The 13,437-nt window shown below is 59.8% G+C and carries 13 protein-coding genes; 5 read left to right on the forward strand and 8 right to left on the reverse strand.

Features of this window, described 5'->3' with window-relative positions; translation table 11 throughout:
• Window positions 1-98: 98 nt before the first annotated feature.
• From PSH79_RS07530 to PSH79_RS07540, 3 genes are all read right to left on the reverse strand, one after another.
• Complete coding sequence (locus PSH79_RS07530; RefSeq protein WP_305441976.1) at window positions 99-455, reverse strand: hypothetical protein; 357 nt, start codon at window positions 453-455, stop codon at window positions 99-101.
• Between the two features lie 407 nt (window positions 456-862).
• Window positions 863-1,258 carry a YbaN family protein gene (locus PSH79_RS07535; protein WP_305441977.1) on the reverse strand — a complete coding sequence of 132 codons (396 nt, stop codon included), beginning with the start codon at window positions 1,256-1,258 and terminating at the stop codon, window positions 863-865.
• 10 nt (window positions 1,259-1,268) lie between these two features.
• On the reverse strand, window positions 1,269-1,856 hold the full coding sequence (locus PSH79_RS07540; RefSeq protein WP_305441979.1) for a YecA family protein: 588 nt from the start codon (window positions 1,854-1,856) through the stop codon (window positions 1,269-1,271).
• Window positions 1,857-2,253: 397 nt separating this feature from the next.
• Here PSH79_RS07540 and recQ point away from each other — a divergent pair, with 397 nt between their 5' ends.
• The 3 genes from recQ to PSH79_RS07555 all read left to right on the forward strand — a co-directional run bounded on the left by recQ (window position 2,254) and on the right by PSH79_RS07555 (window position 6,864).
• Window positions 2,254-4,383, forward strand: a complete 2,130-nt coding sequence (gene recQ, locus PSH79_RS07545) for a DNA helicase RecQ (RefSeq protein WP_305441980.1) — start codon at window positions 2,254-2,256, stop codon at window positions 4,381-4,383.
• Window positions 4,384-4,517: 134 nt separating this feature from the next.
• On the forward strand, window positions 4,518-4,952 hold the full coding sequence (locus PSH79_RS07550) for a MarR family transcriptional regulator (protein ID WP_027613988.1): 435 nt from the start codon (window positions 4,518-4,520) through the stop codon (window positions 4,950-4,952).
• A gap of 127 nt (window positions 4,953-5,079) precedes the next feature.
• Window positions 5,080-6,864 (forward strand): FimV/HubP family polar landmark protein, encoded by a 1,785-nt coding sequence (locus PSH79_RS07555; protein ID WP_305441981.1) that lies wholly within the window; start codon window positions 5,080-5,082, stop codon window positions 6,862-6,864.
• Between the two features lie 105 nt (window positions 6,865-6,969).
• Here the strand turns inward: PSH79_RS07555 and PSH79_RS07560 are convergent, their stop codons facing one another.
• Window positions 6,970-9,159, reverse strand: coding sequence for a patatin-like phospholipase family protein (locus PSH79_RS07560; RefSeq protein ID WP_305441982.1), 2,190 nt, complete (start codon window positions 9,157-9,159; stop codon window positions 6,970-6,972).
• Between the two features lie 71 nt (window positions 9,160-9,230).
• On the opposite strand from PSH79_RS07560, the gene PSH79_RS07565 reads away from it, so the two are divergent.
• Entirely contained in the window at window positions 9,231-9,518 is a 288-nt protein-coding gene (locus PSH79_RS07565; RefSeq protein WP_305441983.1) for a SelT/SelW/SelH family protein, read from the forward strand.
• On the opposite strand, the gene PSH79_RS07570 is transcribed toward PSH79_RS07565, so the two are convergent.
• Window positions 9,512-10,405 (reverse strand): DMT family transporter, encoded by an 894-nt coding sequence (locus PSH79_RS07570; protein ID WP_305441984.1) that lies wholly within the window; start codon window positions 10,403-10,405, stop codon window positions 9,512-9,514. The two genes, PSH79_RS07565 and PSH79_RS07570, sit on opposite strands and share 7 nt — an antisense overlap.
• Before the next feature lie 148 nt (window positions 10,406-10,553).
• On the reverse strand, window positions 10,554-11,318 hold the full coding sequence (locus PSH79_RS07575) for an AraC family transcriptional regulator (RefSeq protein ID WP_305441985.1): 765 nt from the start codon (window positions 11,316-11,318) through the stop codon (window positions 10,554-10,556).
• Window positions 11,319-11,450: 132 nt separating this feature from the next.
• Between PSH79_RS07575 and PSH79_RS07580 the strand changes: the two genes are divergently transcribed.
• On the forward strand, window positions 11,451-12,266 hold the full coding sequence (locus tag PSH79_RS07580; RefSeq protein ID WP_305441986.1) for a UDP-2,3-diacylglucosamine diphosphatase: 816 nt from the start codon (window positions 11,451-11,453) through the stop codon (window positions 12,264-12,266).
• A 126-nt stretch (window positions 12,267-12,392) separates the two neighbouring features.
• On the opposite strand, the gene PSH79_RS07585 is transcribed toward PSH79_RS07580, so the two are convergent.
• A complete protein-coding gene (locus PSH79_RS07585) occupies window positions 12,393-12,983 on the reverse strand; it encodes an HD domain-containing protein (RefSeq protein ID WP_305441987.1) in 591 nt (196 codons plus the stop codon).
• Window positions 12,984-13,005: 22 nt separating this feature from the next.
• On the reverse strand, window positions 13,006-13,317 hold the full coding sequence (locus tag PSH79_RS07590; RefSeq protein ID WP_187677323.1) for a DUF962 domain-containing protein: 312 nt from the start codon (window positions 13,315-13,317) through the stop codon (window positions 13,006-13,008).
• Window positions 13,318-13,437 lie beyond the last annotated feature (120 nt).

Here is a 13,437-nt window from a genome sequence, read left to right on the forward strand (position 1 = left end):
GCCTGTGAGTCAGCCTTCGCGGGCAAGCCCCCGGACGGCGATCCGACGAAGACGTCAGCAATCACAACATCTCACTCAAGGCTTGTCACTGAGGCCTGCTACTGCGGCAATTCCAGATTATTCAGCACCCGATTCACCGCCAGTTCCCCGAGCATGATCAATTGCGCAAGGCCCAGCACTGTTCTGCGTTGCGGCGCGGGCAACAGGCGGGCGAAGTCATGGGCGATGGTCTTGGCCGAAGCGAGTGTTTCGCAGGCATCGAGCAGCAATTCCTCGTTTTTGGTGTCGGCAGTCGCGGCATACATTCCGCGGGTTTTACGGGGCGGCGTGGATCCAGGCGGGCAGAGGTAATGATCGAGGGCGCGGTCGGCGGCTTCGTTGAGCTTTTTCGAGTCGAGGGATTCGTAGGGGGAGGAGGGGGCGGTTTCAGGCGGGTTGGGCGTGGGTTTGATCATGGGTAAAGCCTCTAGAGTAGTGAAGCTGCCACCGTTCGCTGCTAACGAAGGAGGTGGCGGCTGTACGCGGGTTAGCAGACCAGGACTCTAGAACCCGGCGCACCGAAGTGCCCCACGCAAAGCCGCCATAACGGCGACGGACTTTGTGCGTCTAGAGAAAACCCGGGCTGCTAAACCCGATCACTGAAAAGTCAGCGACCGAACCACAATAGAAGCCGCTCCCAAGGCGCACAAGCCGGCGGATTCTGGCGTAGCTGTAGGCAATTACGCAAGGTCGTGTAGCTTCGGAGAGTGTCTGCCAGTCTGGTTTAAACGTGGGTGTTTAAAGTCAAAAGATCGCAGCCTGCGGCAGCTCCTACAGACGATCTTCATGTAGGCGCTGCCGCAGGCTGCGATCTTTTAGCGTTTCAGGATTTGCGCAGGGTCTTCTGCCGCAAGATGTAAACCGTCACCAGCACCGCACTGGTCAGCATGAACCCCCGCGCCCACGGCAGTGGCACCAGGTAGCACGAGAACAAAATGCTCGCCCACATCAGCCCGATCGCGTAGACCTTGCCTTTGAGCGGAATGCCGTTGCCATTGAGGTAATCGCGAATCCACGGCCCAAGGCGCGGGTGCTCGACCAGCCAGCGATAAAAACGCGGAGAGCTGCGGGCGAAACACGCGGCCGCGAGCAATAGAAAAGGGGTAGTGGGCAGGACAGGCAGGAAAATCCCGATCACCCCCAATGCGACGCTTAGCCAGCCGATGGCCAGCAGGATGTAGCGCAACATCAGGGGGCGGTTGCCTATGGGGTTGTCCATAGGCCCGATCTTAGTGGTGACGGGGCTTGAGGATCGCCGGTTTTTCGTCTGGTGCCTGGCACAGCAGGTACAGCGCGGTCAGGGCTTCCGGGATCTGTACGATCATGTCGTCCATCAGGTTGGCGTCCTTGGCGATGTCTTCGAACTCTGGCTGTTCGTCGAACAGGCCCGAACCGACCATGATCGGCAGGAGCATTTCGCTGACTTCTTCTTCGGCGGTTTCGAACCAGGCCGCTTCACGCAGGAACACGCCCTCCATGAAGCCGATGCACCAGCCACGCAGTTCCGAATCGTCCGGCTCTTCGCCCAGATCCAGTTCGCATGGCAGTTCGAATTCTTCGTCGGACGCCAGTTGGCGGGCGATGTGCGCCTTGAGGCCGATCAGGGTGGCTTCGATCTCTTCACGCTGTGCCTCGCTGCTGTAATGCGGCTCTTCGGCGAACAGGGCGTCGATCCACTCACGCTCCGGTACGTCTTCTGCGCAGATCGACAGCGCGGTCAGGTAGCCGTGAGCGGCCACGTAATCCAGCGCCTCGTCATGCAGCTCGTCGGCGTCGAGGAAAACTTGCAGGCGGGTCAGTTGCTCAGCGAAGGACATTACGGGGCTACCTTGGGGAATAAACAATGCGGGAATTCTAGGCCTTCTTGCGCGCTCAAGCCAGCCGCATGGCAGATTTGCCGCAATTGCCGGGCTGCATACAAATCCTGTGGGAGCGAGCCTGCTCGCGAAAGCGGCGTATCAGGCACCTTTGTATCGACTGATCCACCGTATTCGCGAGCAGGCTCGCTCCCACAGGGGATTTATGTGTGGCAGGTTCATCTGTGTCTTATCAGCGGCACCCTGTGCAGGGGAGGGCTCGGGTATACTGCCGCGTTTTGCGATCCCTGCCCGTATCGCGGCCGCCATGCAACGCGCCCTTACGTTTTGTTTAAGCAGCTCAGGCTGTCTTGAACCAGCCTGAGCAGGGATGTTTCGGTAGATTTTTGGAGTTTTTATGCTCGAACAGGCTCAACGCGTCCTCAAGGACATCTTCGGCTACGACAGTTTCCGTGGCCGGCAGGGTGCAATCATTGAGCGCGTGGCCAGCGGCGGTGATGCGCTGGTGCTGATGCCTACCGGTGGCGGCAAGTCCCTGTGCTTCCAGGTGCCCGCGTTATTGCGCGATGGTCTGGCGGTGGTGGTCTCGCCGTTGATCGCCTTGATGGACGATCAGGTCGCTACCCTTGAAGAGCTGGGCGTGGCTGCCGCCGCGCTGAACTCCACTTTGAGCGCCGAGCAGCAGCGTGATCTGGCGGCGCGGATCAAGCGCGGTGAGGTGAAGATGTTGTATCTGGCGCCCGAGCGTCTGGTGCAGCCGCGCATGTTGTCGTTCCTGCAAGGGTTGAACATTGCCCTGTTCGCCATCGACGAAGCCCACTGCGTATCGCAATGGGGCCACGACTTCCGTCCGGAATACCTGCAACTAGGCCAATTGGCCGAGATGTTCCCCGATGTGCCGCGCATCGCCCTGACGGCCACCGCCGACAAGCGAACTCGCGAAGAAATCGTGACACGCCTGCATCTGCAGAACGCCGAGCGCTTCCTGTCGAGTTTCGACCGGCCGAATATCTTCTATCGCATCGTGCCCAAGGAGCAGCCGCGCAAGCAGTTGCTGGCGTTTCTCGCCGAACGACGCAGCGATGCCGGCATCGTCTACTGCCTGTCGCGCAAGAAGGTCGAAGAGGTCGCGGCGTTCCTCAGCGAACAGGGCTTCCCGGCGCTGCCGTATCACGCCGGCCTGCCCAACGATCTGCGTGCCTTCAACCAGAAACGCTTCCTCAACGAGGAAGGCCTGATCATGGTCGCCACCGTGGCGTTCGGCATGGGCATCGATAAACCCAACGTGCGCTTCGTCGCTCACCTCGACTTGCCGAAATCCCTTGAGGCGTATTACCAGGAAACCGGGCGCGGCGGCCGCGATGGTCTGCCGGCGGATGCGTGGATGGCCTACGGTCTGCAAGACGTGGTGATGCTCAAGCAGATGTTGCAGAACTCCGAAGGTGACGAGCGTCACAAGCGTCTGGAGCAGCACAAGCTCGATGCCATGCTCTCGCTCTGCGAGGAGACCCGTTGCCGTCGTCAGACCCTGCTGGCCTATTTCGATGAGGAGATGGCCGAACCTTGCGGGCATTGCGACAACTGCGTCGATGGTGTGCAGACCTGGGACGCTACCGAGCCGGCGCGTCAGGCACTGTCGGCGATCTATCGCACCGGTCAGCGTTATGGCGTCGGCCATCTGGTCGATGTGCTGCTGGGCAAGGACAACGAAAAGGTCCGCAGCTTCGGCCATCAGCATCTCTCTGTGTACGGCGTCGGCAAGGCGCTGAGCGAGAGCGAATGGCGCTCGCTGTTCCGCCAGTTGGTGGCGCGTGGCCTGGCCGATGTCGATCACGAAGGTTACGGCGGCCTGCGTCTGAGCGACACTTGCCGGCCTCTGCTCAAGGGCGAGGTTACGCTGGAACTGCGCCGCGATCTCAAACCGCAGGTCACCGCCAAAAGCGGCAGCAAGAGTCCGGCCAGCCAACTGGTGCGCGGCGAAGAGCGCGAACAATGGGAAGCCCTGCGTGCGCTGCGGCGCAAACTCGCCGAAGAGCATGGTGTGCCGCCGTACGTCATCTTCCCCGATTCGACCTTGCTGGAAATGCTCCGCAGCCAACCGACCTCGTTGGCGGACATAGCTCGGGTCAGCGGTGTCGGCGCGCGCAAGCTGGAACGTTATGGCGATGCCTTCCTCGAAGTGCTCGGCGGCGAAGCGGAGGCGCCGAAAGTGGTGGCCGACGTGCGTCACGAACTGATCACCCTGGCTCGCGCCGGCATGACGCCGATGCAGATCGCCGGTCAGTTGCAATGCTCGGAAAAGAACGTCTACACCATGCTCGCCGAAGCTATTGGCAAGCAGCAGTTATCGCTGGAGCAGGCGCTCGACCTGCCGGAAGAACTGATGGGTGAAGTGCAGGACGCATTCCTTGATGGCGAGGGCGAACTGCCGCCGGTCGCCGAAGTGGCTGAGCTGTTTGCTGGTCGTGTTCCAGAAGGTGTTCTTTATTGCGTGCGGGCTGCGCTGCAATCCGAATTTGAAATGTAAGGCGGCGTTTGCGCCAAGCCCCATACAGTTGTAACGATTCAGTACAGAGCGCCACTTGCCTATAGCTGCAGCTCATGCTTAGCTGACTAATAATTAGTTTTTCTCTATTACTTCAGTTTAATCACGAGAGTTTTATGCCGTTAACCGATCAACACCGCTTTGGCATGCAACTGGCCCAGATGTCACGCGGCTGGCGTGCCGAGCTGGACCGCCGACTGGCCGGGCTGGGGCTGTCCCAGGCTCGCTGGCTGGTGCTGCTGCACCTGGCGCGTTTTGAAGACGCCCCGACCCAGCGAGAGCTGGCGCAAAGCGTCGGCGTTGAAGGCCCGACGCTGGCACGCTTGCTCGATAGTCTGGAAAGCCAGGGTCTGGTGCAACGCCAGTCCGTGATGGAAGACCGCCGGGCGAAAAAAATTGTCCTCTGTGCCCCGGCCCTGCCACTGATTGAGCAGATTGAAACCATTGCCACCCAGTTGCGTCACGAATTGTTCGAAGGCGTCGACGAGGCGGATTTGAAGGTGTGCATGCGAGTTCACGGGCACATTCTGGGCAACCTGGAAAAATCTTGAGGCATAACCACGTGCCGGTTTTTTGAGGGATCGCGTTGAGCAAGCTATAAGAACTACTAGGCAATATCGTGTTCGTACCGGATGTGCGAACGCATAGAAGTCGGTTTTGCTTATTTAAGGGATGCTCATGCTCGTAAGTTGGCACGTGGTACTGCGCGTTTGCGCCAAAGGGCTGTTGGTCGCTGGCGCAGTCGGCTATTCAACCTTGTCGTTGGCTCTGGGGCTGGGTGACATCACGATTCATTCTGGCCTTAATCAGCCGCTCAAGGCCGATATTGCGCTGATCGATGTCGGCGCTTTGACGCAAAGTGACCTGTCGGTGAGCCTGGCCACGGCAGACGAATTCGGCAGTGCCGGGGTCGAACGGGTGTTCTTTCTCAACGACCTCAAGTTCACGCCGATTCTGCATGGCAATCGCCAAATGATCCGGGTCACCTCCAGCAAACCGGTCAACGAACCCTTTCTGAATTTCCTCGTGCAGCTCAATCAGCCCAATGGCCGCTTGTTGCGCGAATACACCGTACTGATCGATCCGCCGGGCTCGCCGGGTATCGTGCCAGCCACCGATGAACCGGATCCGCGCGCGCAGTCCTCGGCGTTTCCCACGGTCGAACCGGTCACCGCGCCGCCCCAGGCAACGCAGGGCAAGCGCGAAAAACCTGCGGTGTCACCACCGCCGACAGCGCCGGTCAACGAGGCGCTGGCCGAGCAATTGGCCGCCAGCGTGCTGCAGAGCCAACAATTGCAAAAGTCCCTGGACGAGCTGAATGCGAAACTGCAGGCACAGGATGTGCAGATTGCCGACGGCAAGAAGCAGGTCAGTGATCTGCAGACACGCTTGGCCGAATCTCAGAAGGCACCGCCAGCGCCGGTGGTAACTCCGGCACCTGCTGCGGTTGTTGTACCGGTCGAGTCCACGGACGATGGGTTGAACTGGCCACTGCTTGGAGGTCTGTTGTTATTGCTGGGGGCATTGGCTGCGTTGTTCGTTCACCGTCGACGCCAACAACAGGGGCCGAGTGACGCACCCGTTCCGTTGTTGCCGCTGCGCAATGACGTCGATGTGGATGAACCCGAGAGCGCCGAACCGGTCAGGACTCACGCCTCAGCCGAGCATCGTGAAGAGCCGGCGGCGGGTGATGTCCTCGAAGCCGTGGGCATTTACCTGGCATACGGGCGACTTGGCGAAGCAGCCGGGTTGTTGCGCGATGCGCAGCACAAGGAGCCGGAGCGCCTCGATCTCGGTCTGCAATTGCTCGAGGTGCTGGGGCGTCAGGGCGATAGTGCTGCTTACGAGCAGCAGGAAAGTCATTTGCGTGCGCGTGGAGTGGAGGCTCACCAGTTGCATGAAATTCGCGCCCGGCATCCAAAACTGACGAGCACTGAGCCGCTGGCGGTAAAGGCGCCATTGGTCGCCAGCATGACGCCTGTCATTGTCGCCGCTCCCGAATCAACTGCGGCTGAGCATGATTTCGAGTTGAACCTGGATGAGTTGTCGATGGATTCCAGTTGGGATCTGGAGGACAGCCTTGCGGCGCCGGTTCAGCCACCAGCCGAAGTGTCCGCTTTGGGGGCCAGCCTGCAAGTGTTGCCGCAGGATTTTGAATTGCCGGAAACCGCGACCAGCGAGGAAGCCGAGCTTGAGTGGATCCCCGAGCCGGACTCGCAGCCGCTGGACGATGACTTTCTCAATGAATTTTCTGATCCGGAGCCATCGCTCGCGCAGGAGCCGTTAGAGTTGCAAATATCGGAGCCCGAAGAGGCGGCAGGTTCCGGGAAGCTCGAACAGGCCCAGACCTGCATCGATGACGGCGATATCGACAGCGCGATTGCGTTGCTCAATGAATTGCTCAAGGAAGGGGATGAGCCTTTAAAGCAAACGGCGCGGACCCTTCTGGCAGGCATCCGCTGATCCCCGGTAGGAGCTGCCGAAGGCTCGGGCCGCGATCGGACGACCTTTCAAAGCAAGATCAAAAGATCGCAGCCTCGTTTCACTCGACAGCTCCTGCAGGGGTATTCAAAAGGTTTGGCCCAGATTCAAATACACAGCCTGCTCATTCGCATCATTCAACCCATAACTGAAATTCAACGGCCCCAGTGGTGTATCGAAGCCAATAAACACGCTGGCCGCATTGATGTAGCCACTGTCGAATTCATTGTCGTTGTTCCAAGCTCGCCCACGTTCCAGCGAGGCGCCAGCGTAAAGCGGGAAATCCAGCGGCAGATATGAACGCGGTGTCAGCCGACGGTAATACACCGCCCGCATCAAACTGACGTTCTGCCCGGAAATCGCGTCCTCACGAAAGCCTGACAACTGCCGAGCGCCGCCGAGCAGGAAGCTCGACGTCACCACATTGGTGTCGTCGAGTGTGCGGCCATAGCGTCCCCCCAGAATCAGCGTGTCCGGGCCGTGGCTCATGGCTTTGTCGAGTTTGAATTCCCATTGTCGGTAGCGTGTGTCTGAACCCAGGCTCGGTTCAAATTGCAGTAAGGTCAGGCTGACGTCCTTGCCTTCGTGCGGGTAGTAAACGTTGTCCAGCGAGTCGTAGGAATATTTCAACGAATAGAAGCCTTCGTTGAAGTTTTCGCTGGGCAGATCCTGATCGCCAATACGCACGTCGGCCTTGCCCCAGGCTTCACCGACACCGAAACGCACTTCGCCGTTGTTGCCGATCTGCCGACCGACATTCAAGGCCATTCCGTAGCGCTCGACCCGGTATTGGGCGATCGGATCATTGTCGAGCACTGCATCGACGTTCTGTGCCTCAAACACTACCGAGGGCGCGATGAAGTAGCGAGAGCCGACGTCCAGTGGCTGATAGAACTCGCTGTACAGCTCCTGTTTTTCGCCGATCTGCGCGCGGGTCAGCCATTCCGCCCCAAGGCGGTTGATGCCGTTGATACGGTAGCTGGCGCCAAGGTTGAAGGCGCTGGCGCCGCGCATGTCGTCCGACAGGTTGAGGCCGACCCGCAGGTAGTCGGTGCCGCTGCGCTTGCCCCGGGCGCTGATCACCAACGTGTGATCCTGACCTTTGTGCACTACTCGGTATTGCACTTGTTCGAAGTAATCGAGGCCGTACAAGGTGCCCATGTCGGAATGCAGTCGGCCCAGATCCAGCGGCTCGCCGATGTGCTGACGGATGTAGTAACGGATCACATCGTCGTCGACTTTCGAGTCATTCTCGACCTTGATCGCGGTGATGATCGGCGTGCGTTGGCCGGGTGCGCGCGCGGCGTTGAGTTGGGCATCCTGAGAAACCACCGGTTTGAGCCGTGCCAGGCGGGCATCGAGGATTTTGGTGGCGCGGTAACCGGCATCTATCATTTCTTGGGCACGGCCGAAATCAGTGACGCCGAAACTCGCCAGCGCCGGTTGGATCAGCACGTCTGTCGGTTTCAGCGCGGCCAGTTGCTCCTCGGAGTTGCGCCGGGTCATCAGGGTGATCGACTGGTTAAGTACATCAACCACGGTGGTCAGTTGCTTGCGGTTGCGCAGCGGTGTGCCGATGTCGACGACAATGGCGATATCGACGCCCATTTGCCGCGCGACATCGAGTGGGATGTTGTCAGTCATGCCGCCGTCCACCAGCAGCCGGCCATCGAGTTCGACCGGGGCGAACACCGCCGGGATCGACATGCTGGCGCGGATCACCTGGGGCAGGTGGCCTTTGCGGAACACCACTTTTTCGCCGTTGGCGATGTCGGTGGCCACGGCGCGGAACGGGATCGGCAGTTTGTCGAAATCCCGGGTGTCGCTGGTGTGCGCCAGAAGGCTTTCGAGCAGCAGCGCCAGATTCTGACCCTGAATCACCCCCAGCGGCAGGCCGAGGCTGCCGTCGTCGCGAAAGCTCAGTTTCTGTTTCACCAGAAAATCGCGGTCATCCTGCTTGCGCCGGAACGGCACGTCTTCCCGAGGCGGCGCATCGGACAACGCCTGTTGCCAGTCGATGCTCAGGGCGAGTTTTTCCAGTTCGTCGATCTTGTAGCCCGAGGCATACAGGCCGCCAACCACTGCGCCCATGCTGGTACCGGCAATCGCGTCGATCTTGACGCCTTGCTCCTCCAGCGCCTTGAGCACGCCGATGTGCGCCAACCCGCGAGCGGCACCACCGGACAGCACCAGGCCGACTTTCGGTCGCGGCGTTTCGCTGGCGAAAACGAACAGGGGAAGCAAACCAAGCAGCAGGCAGAACAGCAGACGGCGCATTGTGAGTCTCGGGGCAAGCGGTAAAGCCGGCTATTATAGCGGCGCCCTCTGTCTCAGGAGTTTCCGCGAACATGAACGTCGCAAAAGCAGAAGTTGTCATCACTTATTGCACCCAATGCCAGTGGCTCTTGCGCGCCGCGTGGCTGGCGCAGGAACTGCTCAGCACATTTGGCGATGATCTGGGCAAAGTGTCATTGGTGCCGGGTACCGGCGGGGTTTTCCACATTACGTGTGATGACGTGCAGATCTGGGAGCGCAAGGCCGATGGCGGTTTTCCCGAAGCCAAGGTGCTGAAACAACGAGTGCGCGATCAGATCGATCCTGACCGCGACCTCGGCCACAACGACCGTACTCAGTGAGAGGTTGCCTCGGCGGCGACGGTTTTTTTGTCGGTATGGCCGGACATCCGCGCTGACACCACGATGGCCACGATGATCAACGCGCCGCCGAGCAGCATGCGCAGCGTCGGGTTCTCGTCGAACAGCAGCCAGGCGACGGTGATGCCGTAGACCGGCTCCATGGCGAACACCACCGCGGCGGTGCGCGCCTTGATCACCGCCAGGCTGGCGACGAACAGGCTGTGGGCGACGCCGGTGCAGAACACCCCGAGCAGGGCGATCCACAACCAGTCCAGCGCGCGCACTTCGCTCAGTTGCGGCGCCGCGACTGGCAGCAGACACAGCGCCACCACCACGTTTTGACACAACGCCGCCTGCACCGCCGGGATGCGTCCGGAGCTGGCGCGGTTGGTCAGCGACAGCAGGGAAAACAACAGCCCGGACAGCACCGCCCAGAGCAGACCGACCGTCGAGCCGCTGGCCAGGTCGAACGCCGGGGTCACCAGCACCAGACCGACGCTCACCAACACCACCAGCACGATTTCATTGGCGCGGATCCGTTCGCGGAAGATCAGCCCTTCCAGAATCACCGTGAAGGCGGGGAAACTGGCGAAACCCAAGGTCGCGATCGCCACACCCGCGACCTTCACTGCAATGAAAAAACTCACCCAGTGCCCGGCCAGCAGCACGCCGCTTAGGGCGAGGCGGCGCCAGTCCAAGGCCTGAAGTTTTTGCCAGCCGCTCTGGCTGGCGAAACGGGCGAAAAATGCCAAAGCGAGCACGGCGAAGGCGGCACGTCCGAAGACGATCACGGCGGGCGATGCTGCGGCGAGTTTGCCGAATACACCGGTCAGTCCGAACATCAGAGCGCCGATATGCAGGGCGCCAAGGGCGGTACGCGGAGTCATTGCAATCCTTTTTTCAAACGCCAATTCAAATGTAGGAGCTGCCGCAGGCTGCGATCTTTTGATTTTTTACGATCAAGATCAAAAGATCGCAGTCTGCGGCAACTCCTACACATTGAACCGTGTAACGACGGACTTGTCTGTCGGCGGACTATCCGGTTTTGTTGTAGGAATCGCGCCGCAGTTTGCCGGGTGATGAACCAAACTCGCGTAGGACAGCGGCCGAGAAAGCGCTTTGCGAACTGTAGCCGACCCGACTGGCGATTTCGCCGATGGGCAGCGCGGTTTCACGCAGCAGGCACACAGCCTTGTGCAGCCGCCGACTGCGGATGTAATCCATCGGCGTCTGCCCGCATTCGGCCATGAAACGCGCATGCAGGCGAGCGCTGGACAACCCGGCCACACGTGCCAGATCGGCGACTTGTAGCGGATACGCAGCGTATTGCTCGATGTGCGCATCCAGCGCCGCGTAGGGCAGGCGCCGGGCGGCCAGTTCGACCGGTTGTACATGATTCAGGCTCGCCAGCAACAGTACTGCTCCTTGCTGAGCAATCAACGGATCGTTGACCTGACTGTTCGCCAGCCAACTGACCAATTGGCTTTGCCCCGAATCCAGCGACAAGCGAGCAGGATTGTCGAGCAAGCGCCGGCTGGCCTCGGCATGGTCACCGAGTGAATCCGCGACCCATTGCCCATCGGGAATATCGAGCACCAGACAACGACTGCCTTGTGGACTGCCGCAGGCATGATGGGCGCCGGACGGGACGACCACGAAGCTCTGCTGGCGCACCTGACTGCCGCAACCCTCGACCTCGAAATCCAGCGCGCCGGACAAACCGAACACCAGTTGAGCATGCTCGTGGCTGTGGACGATCAGGTCGTGGGTGTACTGACGCAGGGTGAGGATCGGTCGCATAGCAAGTCTCCGGGCAGGCGGCCAGTCTACACCGACGCAGCCGGGATGCGCTGTCACAGGACTGACTTGTGACTGTCATGGTCGATTAACCGGACGGGCGCACTGTGGCGAAAACATCGCAGAGGGTTGCCCATGACCAGCGCCGAGCTCGCCAAACCCAGCCGCAAACAAAGGGTGCGCACCTTGTGGATCTCCGACGTGCATCTGGGCACTCGGGATTGCCAGGCCGAACACTTGTCGCAATTTCTCAAGGGCTATCACGCCGACAAGATTTATCTGGTCGGCGACATCATCGACGGCTGGAAACTGCGTGGCGGCATGTACTGGCCGCAAGCGCACACCAACGTGATTCGCCGCCTGCTGACCATGAGCAAGCGCGGCACCGAGGTTATCTACGTCACCGGCAACCACGATGAATTCCTGCGTCGTTATTCGAAGCTGATTCTGGGCAATATTCAGTTGGTCGATGAGGCGGTGCATGTCACGGCGGACGGCCGGCATCTGCTGGTGATTCACGGTGACCAGTTTGATGTGATCACTCGATACCACCGCTGGCTGGCGTTCCTCGGCGACTCGGCCTACGAATTCACGCTGACGCTCAATCGCTGGCTGAACCATTGGCGCGCGCGCTATGGCTACGGTTACTGGTCGTTGTCGGCGTACCTGAAACACAAGGTGAAAACCGCCGTCAGCTTCATCAGCGATTTTGAAGAAGCGATTGTCCATGAGTGTGTGAAGCGTGAATTGCATGGCGTGGTGTGCGGGCACATTCACCATGCCGAGATCCGCAAGGTCGGCGAGGTGGATTACCTCAATTGTGGCGATTGGGTGGAGTCGTGCACGGCGTTGATCGAGCATTGGGACGGCACGATCGAGTTGTATCGCCTGGCGGATGCGCAGGCGCGTGAGGCGGAGCTCAAAGCGGCCAAAGTCGCCGAACTCGCTTAGTTCTCGAGTGGTTGATAGGGCCTTGTCGCGAGCAGGCTCACTCCTACAGTGAGCGAATTTCTTCAGGTGGAATACGATCAACTGTAGGAGTGAGCCTGCTCGCGATGAACCGCGCAGCGTTTCCCTTCACGCCGGGGCGTGTTCTTCCATGGCTGCCTTGTAAATCGAGTTTTTAGGCTGGGCAAACAGACGCTGCATCATCGGCTCGAAAAAGCTCAGCGGCAGGGTGTCATAGGCCGGGTCAAACGCCGCTGCATCGTACTTGGCGCAAAACTCGGCAGTCGCCTGAAACTGCGGATGGTCCTTGAATTGATCGCGCAGGTGTCGATCCATGCCCAAGTGATGGAAGAAGTAATAGCCCTGGAAGATCCCGTGCTTTTCTACCATCCAAAGGTTTTCGGCGCTGACGAACGGCTTGAGAATCGCCGCCGCAATGTCCGGATGGTTATACGAGCCCAAGGTGTCGCCGATGTCGTGCAATAGCGCGCAAACCACGTATTCCTCGTCGCGCCCGTCACGCCAGGCGCGGGTCGCGGTTTGCAGGGAGTGGGTCAGGCGATCCACCGGGAAACCGCCGAAATCACCTTCAAGCAATTTCAGGTGGGTCATGATCCGCGACGGCAACTGTTTGGCGTAGGCACTGAAGTCCGCGGCGATGATCGCCCAGTCTTCCTGCGTACCGTCCTTCATGTGGGTGAAGCGGGCATTGGCGTTCATTGGCCATCCTCAATGTCGGTTTTCAGAAGGCCACGCGACCCAGAATCATGTCGCGGTACATGGCGAAATCTCCGAGCAAGCTGTACAGCGGATGCTGAAAAGTCGCCGGTCGATTCTTTTCAAAGAAGAAGTGCCCGACCCAGGCAAAGCTGTAACCGGCCAGCGGCAGGGCCAGCAACAGCAGCCAGGCACCCTTGGCGATGGTCAGCGCGAGAATAAAAATGACCAGTGTCGTGCCGATGAAATGCAGGCGACGACAAGTGCTATTGCTGTGTTCGCTGAGGTAATACGGGTAGAACTCAGCGAAGCTGTTGAAATGCTTGATGTTTTCCACGACCGCGTTCTCTGTGGTTGTTGTTCTGGCGACGAGTTGTTCTGCGGGTAGCTTATTTGAGTCTAGAGTGATCATTGGCGTGGGCCAGTGACAATCGGCGCCACTTTAGTATCCTTCGCA

This window comes from Pseudomonas sp. FP2196 (genome assembly GCF_030687715.1).
Taxonomy (GTDB): Bacteria; Pseudomonadota; Gammaproteobacteria; order Pseudomonadales; family Pseudomonadaceae; genus Aquipseudomonas.

Bases quoted from the DNA above. Each gene is read 5' to 3' on its own strand.
- PSH79_RS07575 (WP_305441985.1), bottom strand. From the start codon at position 11,318: ATGCGACCGATCCTCACCCTGCGTCAGTACACCCACGACCTGATCGTC.
- PSH79_RS07565 (WP_305441983.1), top strand. From the start codon at position 9,231: ATGAACGTCGCAAAAGCAGAAGTTGTCATCACTTATTGCACCCAATGC.
- PSH79_RS07540 (WP_305441979.1), bottom strand. From the start codon at position 1,856: ATGTCCTTCGCTGAGCAACTGACCCGCCTGCAAGTTTTCCTCGACGCC.
- PSH79_RS07535 (WP_305441977.1), bottom strand. From the start codon at position 1,258: ATGGACAACCCCATAGGCAACCGCCCCCTGATGTTGCGCTACATCCTG.
- PSH79_RS07555 (WP_305441981.1), top strand. From the start codon at position 5,080: ATGCTCGTAAGTTGGCACGTGGTACTGCGCGTTTGCGCCAAAGGGCTG.
- PSH79_RS07585 (WP_305441987.1), bottom strand. From the start codon at position 12,983: ATGAACGCCAATGCCCGCTTCACCCACATGAAGGACGGTACGCAGGAA.
- PSH79_RS07530 (WP_305441976.1), bottom strand. From the start codon at position 455: ATGATCAAACCCACGCCCAACCCGCCTGAAACCGCCCCCTCCTCCCCC.
- recQ (WP_305441980.1), top strand. From the start codon at position 2,254: ATGCTCGAACAGGCTCAACGCGTCCTCAAGGACATCTTCGGCTACGAC.
- PSH79_RS07560 (WP_305441982.1), bottom strand. From the start codon at position 9,159: ATGCGCCGTCTGCTGTTCTGCCTGCTGCTTGGTTTGCTTCCCCTGTTC.
- PSH79_RS07580 (WP_305441986.1), top strand. From the start codon at position 11,451: ATGACCAGCGCCGAGCTCGCCAAACCCAGCCGCAAACAAAGGGTGCGC.
- PSH79_RS07550 (WP_027613988.1), top strand. From the start codon at position 4,518: ATGCCGTTAACCGATCAACACCGCTTTGGCATGCAACTGGCCCAGATG.
- PSH79_RS07570 (WP_305441984.1), bottom strand. From the start codon at position 10,405: ATGACTCCGCGTACCGCCCTTGGCGCCCTGCATATCGGCGCTCTGATG.